9 protein-coding genes, 3 tRNA genes and 3 pseudogenes are annotated in these 16,473 nt (G+C 56.3%); 9 read left to right on the top strand and 6 right to left on the bottom strand.

Annotated features, from left to right (window positions below):
* Positions 1–57 precede the first annotated feature (57 nt).
* Together MHK09_RS00350 and MHK09_RS00345 are read right to left on the bottom strand one after the other, a co-directional pair.
* On the bottom strand, positions 58–2,436 hold the full coding sequence (locus MHK09_RS00350; RefSeq protein ID WP_250412292.1) for a choice-of-anchor M domain-containing protein: 2,379 nt from the start codon (positions 2,434–2,436) through the stop codon (positions 58–60).
* 216 nt (positions 2,437–2,652) lie between these two features.
* Positions 2,653–3,949 (bottom strand): annotated as a pseudogene (locus tag MHK09_RS00345) (IS3 family transposase).
* 160 nt (positions 3,950–4,109) lie between these two features.
* On the opposite strand from MHK09_RS00345, the gene gltX reads away from it, so the two are divergent.
* From gltX to MHK09_RS00305, 8 genes and pseudogenes are all read left to right on the top strand, one after another.
* Positions 4,110–5,603 carry a glutamate--tRNA ligase gene (gene gltX / locus MHK09_RS00340; RefSeq protein ID WP_084771627.1) on the top strand — a complete coding sequence of 498 codons (1,494 nt, stop codon included), beginning with the start codon at positions 4,110–4,112 and terminating at the stop codon, positions 5,601–5,603.
* 238 nt (positions 5,604–5,841) lie between these two features.
* Positions 5,842–5,913, top strand: a tRNA-Gln gene (locus MHK09_RS00335).
* A gap of 38 nt (positions 5,914–5,951) precedes the next feature.
* Positions 5,952–6,024: transfer RNA gene (locus tag MHK09_RS00330), tRNA-Glu, on the top strand.
* Between the two features lie 669 nt (positions 6,025–6,693).
* Positions 6,694–6,769 (top strand) — tRNA-Glu (locus tag MHK09_RS00325).
* A 225-nt stretch (positions 6,770–6,994) separates the two neighbouring features.
* Positions 6,995–7,126, top strand: a pseudogene (locus MHK09_RS00320) (transposase-like zinc-binding domain-containing protein); the annotation flags it as partial.
* 159 nt (positions 7,127–7,285) lie between these two features.
* Complete coding sequence (locus MHK09_RS00315; RefSeq protein WP_150850452.1) at positions 7,286–7,690, top strand: hypothetical protein; 405 nt, start codon at positions 7,286–7,288, stop codon at positions 7,688–7,690.
* Positions 7,683–8,012: a transcriptional regulator gene (locus tag MHK09_RS00310; RefSeq protein WP_150850451.1), complete on the top strand. Its 330-nt coding sequence runs from the start codon at positions 7,683–7,685 to the stop codon at positions 8,010–8,012. The genes MHK09_RS00315 and MHK09_RS00310 overlap by 8 nt, the downstream gene beginning before the upstream one ends.
* 128 nt (positions 8,013–8,140) lie before the next feature.
* A pseudogene (locus MHK09_RS00305) lies at positions 8,141–8,308 on the top strand (IS1249 family transposase); the annotation flags it as partial.
* A 446-nt stretch (positions 8,309–8,754) separates the two neighbouring features.
* Here MHK09_RS00305 and MHK09_RS00300 read toward each other — a convergent pair.
* From MHK09_RS00300 to MHK09_RS00285, 4 genes are all read right to left on the bottom strand, one after another.
* Positions 8,755–10,962, bottom strand: a complete 2,208-nt coding sequence (locus MHK09_RS00300) for a YhgE/Pip domain-containing protein (RefSeq protein WP_250412291.1) — start codon at positions 10,960–10,962, stop codon at positions 8,755–8,757.
* Between the two features lie 3 nt (positions 10,963–10,965).
* Positions 10,966–13,617 (bottom strand): YhgE/Pip family protein, encoded by a 2,652-nt coding sequence (locus MHK09_RS00295; RefSeq protein WP_250410873.1) that lies wholly within the window; start codon positions 13,615–13,617, stop codon positions 10,966–10,968.
* A 215-nt stretch (positions 13,618–13,832) separates the two neighbouring features.
* Positions 13,833–14,126, bottom strand: a complete 294-nt coding sequence (locus MHK09_RS00290) for a hypothetical protein (protein WP_083798063.1) — start codon at positions 14,124–14,126, stop codon at positions 13,833–13,835.
* 183 nt (positions 14,127–14,309) lie between these two features.
* The gene (locus MHK09_RS00285) at positions 14,310–14,993 is read right to left on the bottom strand and encodes an IclR family transcriptional regulator (RefSeq protein WP_250410872.1); all 684 of its coding nucleotides are present in this window, start codon (positions 14,991–14,993) and stop codon (positions 14,310–14,312) included.
* A 52-nt stretch (positions 14,994–15,045) separates the two neighbouring features.
* Here MHK09_RS00285 and leuC point away from each other — a divergent pair, with 52 nt between their 5' ends.
* Entirely contained in the window at positions 15,046–16,467 is a 1,422-nt protein-coding gene (gene leuC / locus MHK09_RS00280; protein WP_250410871.1) for a 3-isopropylmalate dehydratase large subunit, read from the top strand.
* Positions 16,468–16,473 lie beyond the last annotated feature (6 nt).

The raw sequence follows: 16,473 nt of genomic DNA, 5'->3' as shown, positions 1-16,473 counted from the left end.
GGAAGTGTGGGATTGGTGCATTGTGGTGTCCCGTCTAGTCAGTTGGGTTGGGGTGGGTTAGAACTTGAGGCCGAAGCGCCGGCGGATGAGGTCTTCGTTATCGCGGAAGAAGTTATAGAAGGCCTTGAAGACCACCACGAGGACCGCTGGGAGGACCAAGCTCCACGGGCTCAACGAGGATCCCGTTGGCTCTTCGGGCCTAGCGGCATCGTCCGGCTTCTCGGTCGGCCTCTCGCTGGGGGTCTCGCCCTCGGAGTCGCTCGGCTTGCGGGAGGAACAAGAATCTAGGGTTTTATCGCCCACGGCAAAGGTCAGTGTTTGCGGCTCGGACTTAAGTTCCTTGCCGTCCTTCCCCGTGGCTGTATAGGTGGCCTCGAAGGTATAGACACCGGGCTTGGAAAAGGCCCAGTGCGTGTGGGTATGGGCCGCAAAGTTGGTCTCGATGGTGTAGTCCTCGGCCGCGGAGTTCGCCAAGACCGAAAAGCCCTTGCCATGGGAGGCGTCGATAAAGGCGCCCCACTCGGCCCCGTCTGGGGTGGAGGTGGGCTTCAGGTTGAGGTTGACGGCATTGTCTTTGGTCGCGGAATAATCCAAGTCCTGAGTGTTATAACCCGGCCAGATAATGTGTTGATTCTGTGTCTGCGGCAGGTGATAGAAGCGCTCACCGGGTTTTCCGAGGAAATCGAACTCCTTGCCCGCAAGCATCTCGTTGCGCCGGGTGAGCGCATTATCGTGTACGCCGAGCACCACGTCATCAAGTTTGCGGTCGACAGACTTCTTATCCACCTGTGCCGTGTCATCGCGCAGAACGGTAGTAAAGCCGCCCTCGGCAGGTTGAGCCTTGATGTCCACGTGCCCACGGTCCAGTAGGTATTTCTCGCTGCACTGGTGCGTGTCGGCTTCCGCTTCATTTGCGCCTGGCTGCGGCGCCTGCGAAGGTGAGTCTTCCTTGCCGGGAGTGGTGTCCGGTTCCTCATTGGAAGTGGAGAACCGCCCCGTGGTTTCGTAGTTTTCGCCGAAGGCAAAGGACTCGGTAATCACGCTGCTTGCATGCGCGGCCTTCACGGTGGAATGGGGAAAGAGGTTGACTTTGGCATAAGAGCCGGTGAAGTGTTCGCCCTCGTCAAAGGCAACCTCGCCGTGCCCGTTGGTAATGGGGGTTTCAAGATCCACGGTGGGGTACTTGGAATCCTTGGCATCATAAAGACCGCCGGTGAGAAGGCCGTTGAAGTTCTTATCCTCGGTATCGACCACGATCTTGGTGCCACCCTTGCCCTGTTTGCGCATCCGGATGGTATAGCCCAGTTGCTTCAGCTCGGTTTCCTGGGTAGGGGCAAGCTGGCGCGGCTGGGAGGCCTCCTGCCACGTCTCGGCAGCGGAAGAAGAATCTGTCTGGACGGACGCGCCAGGCTGGACATCAAGGGGATTAGAAATCCAGCGCGGGGCATCACCCTCTGGGGTAAATACGGCCTGGACCTTGGACGGATCTGGTCCCATATACTCGTCCCACTGCGCGCGGCCGTTCTTAACGGGGAGGTCGGTGAGGAAGTAGCCGTCGATAAGCAGCGTCAGGGTACCCTCCGCCTTATTTTTAGCGTCGAAGGAAATAGTGGTGAGCTTGTCATCTCCGTCTTTTTCGGGATTGCGCTTAGGGGCCATGCGCAGGCTGTAGCCGGCAGCGGCGGCGTCACCAGTCGCGGACTGGGCAAAGCGTTCCTGCAGGCTTGGAGTCTTCTCATCCTTGGGCTTCTGGCCGCCTACTTGAATCGTTGTGGTCTGCGGTTCATTGGCGATGAGCTGGCCGTCTTTGCCGCGCGCACTGGTGCGGTAGGTGAGGCGGTAACGCCCGGGCTTGGTAAACAGCGTGGAGTTGTGAGTGTGCGTGCCGGCAACGAGATAGGCCGAATGCGGTGAATCAGGGAAGGAGCCGAGCATACGGTGCAGCTGGGTTCCGTCCTCATCATCTTTATTGGTGAAAAGCTCGACCTCGCCGGGGCCATCAACGCTTAGTAAATCTAGGAAAGCCACGCCATCGCGGAATTTGTCAGTGGGCAGGGAGGTATCGGCGCCAAAGCCCAACCAGATGGGTGACGTATTGCCGGACACTTGGTGCGGCGCGGTGTAGTACGTGGTGCCGGGCGCCCCAATATAGTCCTGAGTGCCATTTTCCGGCAGCGTATAGAGGTACTGATTGTGGCCGTCCATGGCACTGTAGCCCCTGCCCACCCAGGCGACGGTGTCTGCGATCGGCGGTTCCTGGCCGCCAAATTCAGACTTCAGCACGAAGTCGTTGTTCTCCCAGAAAGACTTGGGGGAGTCAACGTGGGTATCGGTGGCAATATGCTTGCCATCATCGGGGCCGGCGACGGCCGTGGCGGGTGTGATAAGCGCTAGCGTGCTGAGCACGGCAAGGAAGCGGATGCGTGGGGAAGCCACTGTTGGGGAGGCCTTTCTACAGTTCTCATAAGTCCACCAGAAACTATAGAAAATGAATTTCATAAACTGTTAGTAGTAATGGAACCCGTTTTCACTGACCTGTGTATTTCTACTGAAATCCATTTCCATCTACCCCTATTTGTGTGTAAGTACACACGGAAAGTAGCCCCGCGCGCCGGGTGTGAGCTGGCCCCCGAAAGTTGGACTGGTTTTATTCTAGGCGGTTAGAGGCTTTAGGGTCTGGTTCCGGTATTGCATCGGAGTCAGGCCCTTGAGTCGTTTTTGGATGCGTTCATGGTTGTACCAACGGATGTAGTCATCAATTGCGTGGTAGAACGCCTCCAGACTGGTGAATGATTCCCCGTGGTACATTTCTGATTTGAGGTGTCCGAAGAAGTTTTCCATCACTGCATTGTCGTAACAGTTTCCTTTCCTTGACATCGATTGTGTGCCACCGATACCTGTGATGAGTGTGCGCCAGCTGGAATGCTGATATTGGAATCCTTGGTCGGTATGTACAAGCAAACCTTTATCTGGTGATTCTTGCGCGATGGCATCGCGTAAAGATTGCGACGTAAACGCCGTATTCGGTGAGGTTGAAACGCTGTACGACACGATCGACCGATCGCATAAGTCCATGATCGGCGACAGGTAGACCTTGGTGCCAGCAACGCGAAACTCCGTGACGTCACTTGCCCACACCGTATTTGGCTCATCAGGTGTGAAACATCGATTCAACACATTGCTTGCGATGTGACTGATCGTGCCTTTGTACGAGTTGTACTTCTTTTTCGCCCTGATCTTGGATTTAAGCCCTAGTTGATCCATGAGCCTGTAGACCAGCTTATGGTTGACGACCCATCCTTCTCGGCGTAGCTGAGCATGCACCCGCCGGTAACCATAACGACGGTTCATACGCTCAAAGACATCGACGATTGCCTGCTTGAGCTGGGCATGTTTATCAGCCATGGTGAGGCGTTGTTGGTGATAGAAAAATGTTGACCGGGCAAGACCTGCCGCAACCAGTAGGTCCTCCAGGCGGTGGGCTGACTTGAGGATGACGATAGCTTCTACTTTCAGCCTCGTCGCTGGTTCCTCAAGTCCCGCAATTTTTTTAAGTACGCATTTTCTGCCCGTAGTTTCTCCACCTCTCGGCGGAGCCGATCTTCCTCGGTCAACGGTGTCGAGCGGGCGCTGCCTTTCGGTCGTCCCTTCGGTTTCGGCTGCAACGCTTCATCGCCACCCGCACGCCAAGCCCTCACCCAATTAGCGACAAGTTGATCCGATGACAAACCAAACTCCCTAGCCAGTTCCATCTTGGACTGGCCGGCGATGAACCGATCGACGACTTCCTTCTTCACCTCGAAGGAAAAGTGCTGCTTAGTTGGTCTCTCCACAAGACATAGTCTGCCATGCAGCTTGAAACGACGCTCAAATCTCTTTACAGAATAGAGGCCAACTCCTAACCGATGAGCCGCTGCCGCATAGCCCAGCCCTTGCTCAAACAAATCAACGAGCTGCTCGCGCTGAGATTCACTCAAAGAACTTCGTGCTCTCATAAAAATACTCCCCACTAGTTAGAAACTGATTTCTCAGTCCAACTAATGGGGAGCAGTTCAGTGGTGTGGGGCCGCTTTGGGCTGGTGCGGACTGGGATTGCGACCTCCACTACGATGGTGGGCATGACTGAAGTACGCGTTAGATTCTGTCCGTCCCCAACCGGTACGCCGCACGTAGGCATGGTGCGCACCGCGTTGTTCAACTGGGCCTACGCCCGCCATACCGGCGGCAAGCTGGTATTCCGCATCGAAGACACCGATGCCGCCCGTGACTCCGAGGAGTCCTACCAGGCCATCATTGATTCCCTGACCTGGCTCGGTCTGGGCTGGGATGAAGGCATCAATGTTGGCGGCCCGCACGAGCCTTACCGTCAGTCCCAGCGCATGGACATCTACAAGGAGGTTCTGGACAAGCTTATCGACGGCGGATTCGTCTACCCGGCATACTCCACCGCCGAAGAGGTGGAGGAGCGCCACAAGGCTGCTGGCCGTGACCCGAAGCTGGGCTATGACAACTTTGACCGCGATCTCACCCAGGAGCAGATCGACGCTTTCGAGGCCGAGGGCCGCAAGCCGGTCTGGCGCCTGCGCATGCCGGAGCAGGATTGGACCTGGACCGACCTGGTGCGTGGCGAGATGACCTTCAAGTCTGAGACCCAGCCGGACTATGTGGTGGCTCGCTCCAATGGTGCGCCCCTCTACACCCTGGTTAACCCGGTTGATGACGCCCTGATGCGCATCACCCACGTGTTGCGTGGTGAGGACCTGCTTTCTTCTACTCCGCGTCAGCTCGCGCTTTACGACGCCCTTAAGAAGATCGGCGTTGCCGAGTTCACCCCAGAGTTTGGCCACCTGCCCTTTGTGATGGGCGAGGGCAATAAGAAACTATCTAAGCGCGACCCGCAGTCCAACCTGTTTAATCACCGCGATAACGGCATCATTCCTGAGGGCATGCTCAATTACCTGTCCCTGCTGGGCTGGTCGCTGTCCGCGGACCAGGACATCTTCAGCATGGATGACTTGGTAGAAAACTTCGACGTCCACGACGTGCTGGGTAACCCCGCACGCTTTGACCAGAAGAAGCTCGAGGCCATCAACGCTGATCACATCCGCCAGCTGGACCCAGAAGAATTCGCCTTCCGTCTGCGTAACTACTTGACCGAATACACGGATTTCCCGGCCGACTATGACGGCGAGAAGTTCGCCTTCGCCGCGGACCTTGTACAAACCCGCATCAAGACTCTGTCTGATGCCTATGGCCTCATGAGCTTTTTGGTGACCCCGGATGCCGACCTAAAGCTTGATGAGAAGGCAGCGAAGAAGAACCTCAAGGAAGAGGCCATTCAGCCGCTCGAGGTAGGCATTGAGACCCTTGAAGGCGTTGCGGAGTGGAAGACCGAGAATATTGAGGCGGCACTATCCAAGGCGCTTATCGAAGATCTCGAGCTAAAGCCTCGTAAGGCCTACGGCGCGCTGCGCGTAGCTATTTCCGGCGCCCAGGTTTCCCCACCGCTCTTTGAGTCCATGGAGCTGCTGGGCAAGGAGTCCACCCTGGCCCGCCTTCGTGCGGCCCGTGAAGTGACTCCCTACGTGCCGGCGGCACAGTAGGAGGGGTGCTTCCCGTAAGGCGGCGATAGATATCTAATCCCGCCCTTCGATGCGGCGAATGACAGCTGAACTACAGCGCTGTCATTCGCCGCATTTTTATTAACCTTCTACTGGCCTGAAAATGGGTTGTGCGCTGGCGATTTGGCAGTTTACGCGATGATCATTATAGTTATTACACGTTGCAGCGAGCAAGGGAGAACAGCCGAAAGGCAGTAAGCTTCCAACGCAAGTTAGCAAATGGCCTATGGTGTAATTGGCAACACAGCGGTTTCTGGTACCGCCATTCTAGGTTCGAGTCCTGGTAGGCCAGCAGTGAAAATGCCTTAAACGGCAGGCTCACTAGTTCTTGCCCCGTTCGTCTAGCGGCCTAGGACGCCGGCCTCTCACGCCGGTAACACGGGTTCAAATCCCGTACGGGGTACAAAGACCTCCAGCCTAAAGGCTGGAGGATTTTTCATATCCGGGGCAATGTCTTTTTCTTGCGTCATCTTTTCTGGCGTCAGTATGGGGTGCGACCACGGCGCAAGCGTAACTGGTTATAACCTACCCCCAGACCATCGGACTTGCCCGCGCAGGCAGCGGCCTGCTGCCAATGAGACCAGGGCTAAGACCGGCGCGAAGTTGTGCAAAACCCTTCCTGTCCTGCACGTGCAGGCATAGACTGCAAGTACAGCAGAAAACAAACAGAAAGGAGAGCGGGTGACAGAAAGCGAAACGCACCACAGCCAAGGCGCACAGCCCGAAAGCACAGCCAGGTAGTAACGCTATAATCCACAACTTCCTTCCCACCAACATTTGTATGAAGTACAGGAGCCTGCAGCATATGCTCTTCGACGCACAGCGCCATCCCGAGTCCTACTAGCACAGCGTTCTCGGCCACGGACTATCCACAGATTGCTTGCGGAATAACCACTGATTCGATCCGCACCTCGGCCACGAAGAACCCTCACTGCAGTACCGGACTCGGGAATTTTTGCGTTTTCCTTCGCCTGCCCTCAAAACCGTCCTTGACCGCGCGATTTGTGCTGAATTAACCCATCGTTTACTCTTAACAAGTCCGCAACGCACAGTGTGCGATTGCTGCGAACGCGCCCCGTTCGTCTAGCGGCCTAGGACGCCGGCCTCTCACGCCGGTAACACGGGTTCAAATCCCGTACGGGGTACCAACGGAAAGCTGCGAGCCACATGGCTCGCAGCTTTTTTGCCTAAGACCTGTGCGGCCTAGCGGCAGGGTTAAGGGTCAGAAAGTGTGTCTGGGATCGGGGATTTTTAGGTTCTGACCTGTAGGGTAGCGTGAAATATATGCTTTGGGAGCATATATCTGGCCTCAACACGGTAAATCCCCGGTGTGGCTGCCAGTCTGTGGTAGTAGGCGGTGGTGTGGTGGCTCAATGCCAAAGAACCGACCATGCTGCTACTGCGGCGGTGATACCAAACGCAATGGAACAACCAGCAAAGGCACTACCCGATGGCGATGTAAGGCCTGTGGAGCCTCAGTCAGTAAAAGTCGGCCAGATGTCACAGTAGCAGACCACCAGCCCCGTTAGACCCCACGCGTAGCTATATCCCCACTATGCACAGTCCTTCACTTGCACACTTTGCAAGCATTAGACTTGCATGTACAGCAAGTGTTACACTTGCCTTAGTTGCAAGCCAGTGAAGTTGACGTTAGGGGAAGAATAATGAGCGACGACCTTAAGATCATTCACGACGTTCAAGAACGCACCACGTGGACGCAGAGCTGGTGGGCGGTGGCGATAGTGGCGCTTGGCGTCGGCGGCGGTCTCGCGCTAACCAAGCTGTCATGGTGGTACGGCCTCGCGGTTCTTGTACCGACGTTCGTTCTGGGCTATCTCCTCAAGGATAAGATTGCAAACCCATTCGTGCGCCTCGATCCAAATATGGGTCCGAGCAACGATCGCGCAACCTGGTCACGAGTATTGCTACCCGGTGCAATGATCATGTCTACAGCACCGACGCCGGATTCGTGGCCGTGGATGATTGTCTGCGGCGTCGTTGTCTCTACGGCGACGGCATGGATGTTGTATGAGAACCGCAACGCCGCCGTAAAGGGCGTCAATGTCTAAGGATCCTTCACCACGCCCAGCAAAGCTGGATCCGGTCATCCACCCCATCAATCGGCTTAAAATTTGTGCCACGCTGTTCCATTCAGGCGCAACCGGCGGCAGGCAGATGAAATTCGCCGTGCTTGCAGAGCTCACCGAGCTTCCTGCCGATACGCTTTCCAAGCAGTTGAAACATCTTGAGGACAGCGCCTATATCAGCCGCACCCGCGAATATGGCTCCACGCGCGCGAAAGACGCCGTCTGGGTCGCGTTGACCCAGACTGGAACAGAAGCCTATGCACAGCACGTTGCGGCGCTTAAAGCCATGACAGAGGGCTCATAGATTGCGCAGCTACTGCGTAATGTGCTGCCACAACTGCGGAAAGTCGAGGTAGCCGTCACTCCCCAGGAAGTGCCCACCGTTCTCAATGGTAGTGAGCGGAGCCGAGAAAACATCGGCAAGTGTGATAGCTGTATCTAAAAACAGAACTGCCCGACGATCCCGTAGAAATCGCCAGACAGTCCAACTGGGGCCAGGACCAACTCGCCAAAGTACAAACCCTGACTCACAACGAGAACCAAGCCGACCACGAAACAGGACGACCAGCCCTCTACGACAACGCTATCGACACCAACTAGGCCCATTCAATCGGCATCTAAAAGGCCAAATCTAGCCCAAGCGACACGCCGAGTCAGACACACTTTTTGACCCTTAACCCTAGCGGCATGTAGGGCAGGCCGCGATATCGAAGGGCTATCGTCCTGCCTACGGGACGGTATAGGAGCTGAGGTAGAGCGGAGCACAGATTCCCGTAGCGGTCCTTCAGTAGGGACTCAGGTGGGCCGTAAGTGGCTACGCGTACGCAAGCTGCGTTCGAGGGAATCCCTTAAGGAGGAAGCTAGACCTAGCGATAGGAAAGGTATCCGAGTCCTTTTTGAGCGGATACATATGCGGCTTTCTCAGCCGCTTCTAGGTCTTTCGGGCACTAGTGTGGGGCCGAGCATGAAAGAAGCCCACCAAGCCGTGAAAAAGGGCTTGGTGGGCGGTGTAGGAAGTGCGGAAGGGGAGACGTCGCCAAGCGAGGCTAAGCCATGACCTTCGTCTTCTTAATCGCCTTCTTGAGGCGCTTGTGGTAGGCATCCATTGCGCGGCGGAGAATGAGGCCGACGATGAGTGCCGGGATGGTAAATAGCAGTAGCATGCCCAGCTCGCGCCATATATCGCCGTGGTAGATGCCCGCAATGGCGCTGCGGAAAGCATCAATGGCGTACGTCGCTGGCAGCCACGGGCTCACGTTCTGGAACCACTCAGGCAGCAAGGGTAGCGGGTAGGCGCCGCCGGAGCCAGAGACTTGTATCACGAGCAACAACACCGCTAAGGCCTTGCCGGCACTATCGAGTGTGATGACAAGTGAATAGATGATCAACATAAACACCAGCGAGACTATCCATGCGGCGAACATGAGCATGAATGGGTGCGCGGGCTCGATCTGGACAAAGAAGATGAGGCTGAGGACCACCAAGGTGGCCTGCGCGAGTCCGACCAGGCCGAGTGTGGCAAAGCGGCCGAAGAACGCTTGACCACGGGTGAATTCGCTCTCGTCGTACTTTCCGTTCTCGTCCTTGCGCAAGTATTTACGCTCGGCGTTGGTATGCACCAGCACGCATGCCAGAAGGGCGCCTACCCATAGGGACAAGGCGAGGTAGAACGGCGTCATACCCACGCCAAAGGCAGCGACAGGGTAGACCGGTTGGCGGTCTACAGCCACGGGAGCGGCGATGCGGGAGGCGAGCAGTTCTGGATCGTTGCCGACGATATCCGCTAGCTTGTCTAAATCGCCGCCACGGCGCGCCTCGTCGATTTTTCGGCCCATGTCAGCAAAACGGCCGCTTTGCTCCCGCAGGGTGCTGGCAAGGCTGGCGGTGGTATCGCGGGCGCGCGCCAGGCTTTGCTGTGGCGACCCCTCCTTCTGGGAGACCGAAGAGCGAATGCCTGCGATGTCCTGCTTGACAGCATCAATATCGTCCGCGACCACCGAAACGCTCTGGTTGAGCTGATCTAGCTGCGGTTTGAGGTTCTCGTTATAGGAATTACGTGCCTTTTCAGCAGCCTGCTTGGCATTGGCGATGGCATCCTTGGTGCGCTGTCGGGAGTCTTGGGACGTGCCACGGCCTTGCTCAAGGTCATCGGCGGTAGATACGAGCGAATCATGCAGAGCGTTGCTCTGGGCAATGGAGGCATCAATCTGGCCCATCATCGCCTTATATCCACCCGCGACTGCGGCAGGTAGAGCTACTTTATCGGCTTGCTCCTTGATGGAAGTGCGAACTCCCTCAAAGGCCTGAGTTTGCTCATTCACCCGTTCAGCGGCGGTGCGGTAGGTCTGCGCCGTTTGTGCGCTGGTGTTGCTTGCATTATTGAGCAACTCATCGACCTGGGCAGAGAGCGCATCGTAGCTTCGCGTTGTAGCAGCCAAGGAAGCGTCGAGCGAACCAGCCGAGTCATTGAGGGTAGAGCGCAGAACGTCGATGGGGTTTTCGCCTTGGTCATTGTTGGTCTTCGTAGCCTGGCGTCCAGCCTCGGCGAGAATATTGTCCGCAGCCTGCGTAAGCGGCAGGGTGGAGTCGACCAGATTGCTTAGTGCACCTACGGTGCCAGCCGCAGCATCAAGGCGGGTGCTGACGTTATTGACGCGATTGTGCAGGTTATTGAGTGCAGTCTGGGTATCGTCCTCATTGAGGTATTTATCAAAATTCGAGACGACGCCAAGGCCGACATTGGCTACCACACGGGTGAAGGACTCGTCGATTTTCTGGATGACGCCGTCCGCACTCTTTTGCGTGATGGTGGTAGACAGCGCATTCTTCTTCTCATTTGTATAGAGGTTGAGCTTGCTTGGTTCGGTTCCTTCTACATAGAACGTGAGAAGGTCCGTGCTGAAGTCTTTGGGAAGGACAATGCCGGCATAGTATTCGCCGGACTTTGTTCCTTCGACGGCATCGGCGCTATCAGTAATGACCCAATCGATATCGTCATTGCGGCTGAGCTGCGAGAGCACCTTATCGCCCAAATTAAGCTTCATGGAGGCGAGGTCGCTTTCGTGGCCTTCATCCTCGCTAGCCACAGCAATCTTGAGCTGGTTGGTATTAGCAAAAGGATCCCAGCTAGCCAGCACGTTGAAGGAAGTGAAAAGCAACGGGATGATGGCAAGGCCAAAAATGATGAGCGCGGTCATTACATTGGTGCGAATGGCGTGGAGGTCATCGCGGAGAATGGTCAGAATGTTTTTCATGACTTACTCGCCTCCCTTTCCGGAGTCAGCACCATCAACGGCGGGCATTTCCTTGGTCTCGCTGGTATTAGAAGGTGTGGAATCTTCGTCTAAGTCCTCTAGGAGGTAGCGGTTTGGGTGTTCCTGTCGGTGCTCGAGGTGCTCCTGGATTTCCTCATCGCTGAGATCCACCAGGCGGTTATCGTGCGCGATGCTCTGCTTGACGTACTCAAGGGAGCAGATAACCCCCACCGCAATGAGCGTGACCAGGCAGGCCAGGCCGAAGATGATGGCCTTTTCTTCAGGGTTAATGCGTGAGTAGATGCCCAAAGCTACGACTAACGCTAGGCCTACCGCGACGGTAATCTTCATCAGCTGGGAGTAATTCCTGCGCGCCATGCTCCATTTATCCTCCAAGCTTTGTTGATACGCCTCGCGGTCATTCAAGGCATGGAGGAGGTCGGTAAAGCGGTACCGGCTGCCGACCAGATGGACCTGCTCATTGATAACCAAACCGCCCTTATGCAGTTCGTCGTTGACCAGCATATTGACGTTGGACAAGCCGCGGCGCATAACGGTACCGATGAGGTAAGCGATCGCGGCCATGCCGATGAGCGCGGCAAGGTTGCGTGCATAGTGGTTGCCGTAGAAACCACCAACGGTCTCGCGCATGGCACCGATGCCATAGGTAAAGGGCAGGAATGGGTGTACGGCGCGGAAGAAGTCCGGCGTCATCTCAATGGGGTAGAGGCCGGATGCGCCCGGAATCTGGATGAAGGCGAAGACCACCGCGATGCCGCGGCCTACGTGTCCAAACGTAGAAACCAAGCTATAGGTAATGCTCAGGTAGCACAGGCCCACGATGACCGCGGTAGCGACGTAGGCCAATGCATTGGCATGTTCAACACCAATGGCCAGGTTGCCGATGGACACGATGAGTGCCTGTGCGATGGCAAAGAAGGAAAGCAAAAGGAAGCGGGCAAGGTAAGCCTTGGTAATGGTGAGGTCCTTGCGGCCCTGCGGGTCTACCTCAGCACGGAAGATGATGAGCAGCATGAACGCGCCGATCCACAGCGTGAGGTTGATAAAGAGCGAGGACATGCCGGAACCATAGTGCTTTACAGGGAATACGGCGTGGCTTTCCATCTCCGCAGGGGAGGCAAGGAAGGAAGACACCTCATCGGTGTTAAGGCCCTTGACAGACTGCAGGATGGAATTGTTATTGGCAGTATTGCTCAGCGCAATCACGTCGCTGCGGGAGGCGCGAAGCCCCTCCTCAATGCCGTCGAGGTCCACAGAAAAACGCTCAACTACTTGCTGGGCCTGGCTTAGCTGCTCGTCGACGCCCCCCAAGAGCCCATCGGTTTGCCCGACCAGTGCCTGCTGGCTTTCGAGCGAGGCGGAAAGCTTGCCGGTGGTAGCGGTGACGTCGGACAGCGCAGCGTTGAGCTTGGGTAGGCCTTCGGCTACATTATCGCGCAGCGCGTGGGAATCATCGCGCGTTTGGGCAGCCATCTTTTCCAGCATACCCGTGGTCTTATTGAGCGAATCGATGGTGTCGTTCGTATCGCCGTTGAGAGTATCTAAGTCACCGAGAACGGCCTTATTTTGATCATTGCGTTTGCGGAGGTCTCCTACCTGATCCTTAATCTGTTGGGAAACCTGTGGTGGCAGGGCCGGTGAAGACGCAAGCTTTTCAAGCTGATCGATTGCCCGGTCAGCTTCACCGACGATTCCTGACGCGCCCGCAGATGCGGCACCTACGCGATTTAGGGCGCCGCGCAGCTTGCCGGAGACCGAGCCCACGGTGGCATTGGCGGAGGCGGTTCCATCTGCCATCGCGGTCGTGCCTTCTACATAGGCGGCGGTGGCATCATCGGAGAAAGAAGTAACTTCCCGCTGGACCTCCGCAGTAATGGAGTTAAGTTGATCCAGGGCGGTCTGGGCATCATCGATGGTCTTTTGCACCGTGCCCAAAGACTTACGGGCTTGCGCGATAGTTGGGCGCGCTTTCTCGATGGTGGAATGCACGTCAGCAAGCTGGCTGCGGGAGTTAGCTACCGTATCTGCAGTATCTGAAAAAGAATCCGCGGTCTTGTTTGCAGTACTGTTAATCTTCTGGCTCAAATCGCCACCGGAGTTCTTTAGCTCAGTGGCCACCGAATCCGCTACCTGCTCTTTAAAGGTAGAGCTAATGGTGGTGTCTAGGGTCGAAGCGCCAGTATCAGTAATCTTCGGTGCAATGGCGTTCAGCTTTTCATTGACGTGATATTCCAGCGTGGGCTGAGAATAGGTACCTTTAAAAAGGCTCACGAAATCTGCCGAAAAGTCCTCGGGGACGATCACCGAGGCGAAGACGTCACCCTTCTTAACGGCGTCTTCGGCTTCCTGGCGGTCCATGAACTGCCAGCCCAGCTTGTCATTGTCATGAAGCTTGTCAATCATCTGCCCGCCGACGTCTAAGTGGCCGGTCATCTCCGAGGATGCGCCTTTGTCCTCATTAACTACGGCGACTTTGAGGTGTTCTGTGTTTCCGTAGGGGTCCCAGAAACCGGAGATGTTTACCCAGGAATACAGGGCTGGGGTGATCATCAAACCAATGAGGATCACCCAGACCTGCGGGGTCCGCCACAAGCGGACAAAATCTTGAAGAAAAATCTTCCAACTAGTAATCACTCGAAAAATCGTAACACCCAACCGGAAAGAACTAATAGCCTGACTGTCAGTTTTAACAGAAATGAGAGAGCGCGTCCCGTCGAGCTTGCAGATATGTTTCTGGTGTGAATTTCGGGGACGATTTCAGCAGTAGGGTGGGCATAGAAAAAGCCGCCTGGGTCCTCAGTTCAAGGGACCTAGGCGGCAAGCACGTGGGGCTGGGCCCCGATAGGCGCTTAGTGCTCGTCGTAGTGATCGCCGTGGGCGGCGTGGCGGTGGCCGTCGTGCAGGTAGTCCACGTGGTCGCCGTGTGGGATCGCTACGTGGCCGCAGCCTTCACCATGGGTGTGGTCGGCGTGCGCCTCGGCTTCAACGTGCTCGGTGGTCTCGCACTCATCCCAGTGGCCATCATGCTCACGGTGAATGTGGCCCTCGTGGAGATAGTCGGTGTGGTCACCGTGTGGGAAGGAAACGTGGCCGCAATCGGCGCCATGGGTGTGGGTATGGTCTTCGTGGGTGTTGTGGGTCATGATGCCTGATCCTCTCTGGTAGGGGACGTTCCCCGTTGTTTTCAGTGCGTTTTCATTAAACCGTATTTTCATTTGAGTTTCAATAGGTGTGGGCGCGTTTCTCTAATTTTCCGGTTTGGGAAATAAAAGGGCCCGCCTCCTTGGGGCTAGGTGGAGGCGGGCGTCGTAAAGCTAGGGAGGGCCTTAGAGGAGATTGCTCAATTCGCGTGCGGCGGAAATGAGAATGTCGGCGTATTTCTGGGCCGGGGAAGGTTGGAAGCGCTCGACCGATCCGGAGATTGACAGTACTGCGAGGAAAGTTCCGGAACCATCGAAAACCGGCGCGGAAATGGAGGCTAAGCCGGCTTCACGTTCCTCAATAGATTCGGAATAGCCTTGGTTTCGGGCCGCCTCAATGTCTTCTTGGGTAAACGAGGCGTCTTCGGTATTGATGTCTACATATGCGGCAATGATGCGTGCGGCAGAGCCGGAGCTAAGCGGTAGCTGGCGCCCGACTGGCACGACGTTGTGGAGGCCGGATTCCGGCTCCCTGGTGGCAATGCAGGTGCGGGTATTTCCGGTGACCTCGAAGAGTTGGATGGATTCTCCGGTATGTTCGCGCAGTTTCTCCATGATTGGCCCGGCTGCCTCGAGGAGGTGATCGCGGTTGCCGGGAAGGGCTGGGCCGGCCTTCCACTTTCCATCGGGGGTGCGAACGAGGATGCGGTGTGCTTCGAGTGCGGTGGCCAATCGGTGTGCTGTCGCCCGAGGTAGCCCCGTGGTTTCGCATAATTCATTGAGGGTGGAGGGGTGGTTGGCGGCGGCCATCATTATGGCCATTGCTCGATCCAACACTTTAATTCCGGAAACTGCGCTATACTCTCCCATACAATGAAATCTACGTCCCAACTTATGAGATTTCAAGTGTGGAGAGATGTTTATGAACCAGAAGCTGACATTGGCAGAAAAAGTCTGGCGCGATCACGTCGTCCAACACGGCGATGCTGGGGCGCCAGACCTTATCTTTATTGACTTTCAGCTACTACATGAAGTTACCAGTCCGCAGGCCTTTGATGGCTTGCGGCTGGCCGGCCGCACGTTGCGTCACCCTGAGCTGCACTTGGCCACCGAGGATCATAACGTTCCCACGCAAGGCATCAAGTCCGGCAATCTCTTGGAAATCAAGGATGAGGTTTCACGCACCCAGGTATCGACCCTGCGCAAGAATTGCGAGGAATTTGGAGTGCGCTTGCACTCCATGGGAGATGCGCAGCAAGGCATTGTCCACACAGTTGGCCCGCAGCTGGGAATCACCCAGCCGGGTATGACAATCGTGTGTGGCGACTCGCATACCTCCACGCACGGCGCCTTTGGTTCTATCGCCATGGGTATTGGCACCTCTGAGGTAGAACACGTCATGGCTACGCAGACGCTTTCTTTAAAGCCATTCAAAACCATGGCTATTGAGGTGACTGGCGAGCTGCAAGAAGGGGTATCTGCCAAGGATCTCATCTTGGCCATTATCGCGAAAATTGGTACCGGTGGCGGGCAGGGCCACATTATTGAATATCGCGGTGAGGCCATCCGCAAGATGTCCATGGAAGCGCGCATGACGATGTGCAATATGTCTATTGAGGCAGGAGCCCGCGCCGGCATGGTCGCTCCCGATGAGACGACCTTCGAGTATGTCAAGGGCCGCGAGTTCGCTCCCACAGGAGCAGACTGGGATGCTGCAGTTGAGTATTGGAAGACACTTCCCACGGACGAAGGGGCAGAATTCGATACTGTCGTGGAAATTGATGGCTCCTCGCTGACCCCATTTGTTACGTGGGGAACCAATCCTGGACAGGGCCTTCCGTTAGGGGAGAAGGTCCCAGATCCGGAAAATTGTGGTGACGATAATGAAAAGGCCACTGTGGAAAAGGCTTTGCAGTATATGAACCTGCAGCCAGGTACTCCGCTGCGCGATATCAAGATCGATACCGTCTTCGTCGGTTCCTGTACCAATGCCCGCATTGAAGACCTGCGCGCTGCAGCCGACGTGGTCAAGGGGCGCACCATCGCTGCCAATACGCGGATGATGGTCGTGCCGTCCTCCGCCGTGGTCAAGGGCCAAGCGGAGGAGGAGGGCCTCGACGAAATCTTCCGACAGTTCGGCGCGGAGTGGCGTACCGCCGGCTGCTCGATGTGCTTGGGTATGAATCCAGATCAATTGGCTCCGGGCGAGCGATCCGCCTCCACCTCCAACCGCAACTTCGAGGGGCGACAAGGCCCTGGTGGGCGCACCCACCTTGTCTCCCCGCAGGTGGCTGCCGCGACTGCCGTGACCGGTTACCTGTCTAGCCCTGCAGATCTGGATTAAGCGCTT

Origin of the sequence: Corynebacterium tuberculostearicum, assembly GCF_022347235.1 — a bacterium.
GTDB lineage: Bacteria > Actinomycetota > Actinomycetes > Mycobacteriales > Mycobacteriaceae > Corynebacterium > Corynebacterium tuberculostearicum_F.
This window is presented reverse-complemented; position numbering and strand designations above follow the sequence as displayed.

Excerpts from the sequence above, each read along its gene's own strand:
- gltX (WP_084771627.1), top strand. The coding sequence starts at position 4,110 with ATGGTGGGCATGACTGAAGTACGCGTTAGATTCTGTCCGTCCCCAACC.
- MHK09_RS00315 (WP_150850452.1), top strand. The coding sequence starts at position 7,286 with ATGAGCGACGACCTTAAGATCATTCACGACGTTCAAGAACGCACCACG.
- MHK09_RS00310 (WP_150850451.1), top strand. The coding sequence starts at position 7,683 with ATGTCTAAGGATCCTTCACCACGCCCAGCAAAGCTGGATCCGGTCATC.
- MHK09_RS00300 (WP_250412291.1), bottom strand. The coding sequence starts at position 10,962 with ATGAAAAACATTCTGACCATTCTCCGCGATGACCTCCACGCCATTCGC.
- MHK09_RS00290 (WP_083798063.1), bottom strand. The coding sequence starts at position 14,126 with ATGACCCACAACACCCACGAAGACCATACCCACACCCATGGCGCCGAT.
- MHK09_RS00285 (WP_250410872.1), bottom strand. The coding sequence starts at position 14,993 with ATGGGAGAGTATAGCGCAGTTTCCGGAATTAAAGTGTTGGATCGAGCA.
- leuC (WP_250410871.1), top strand. The coding sequence starts at position 15,046 with ATGAACCAGAAGCTGACATTGGCAGAAAAAGTCTGGCGCGATCACGTC.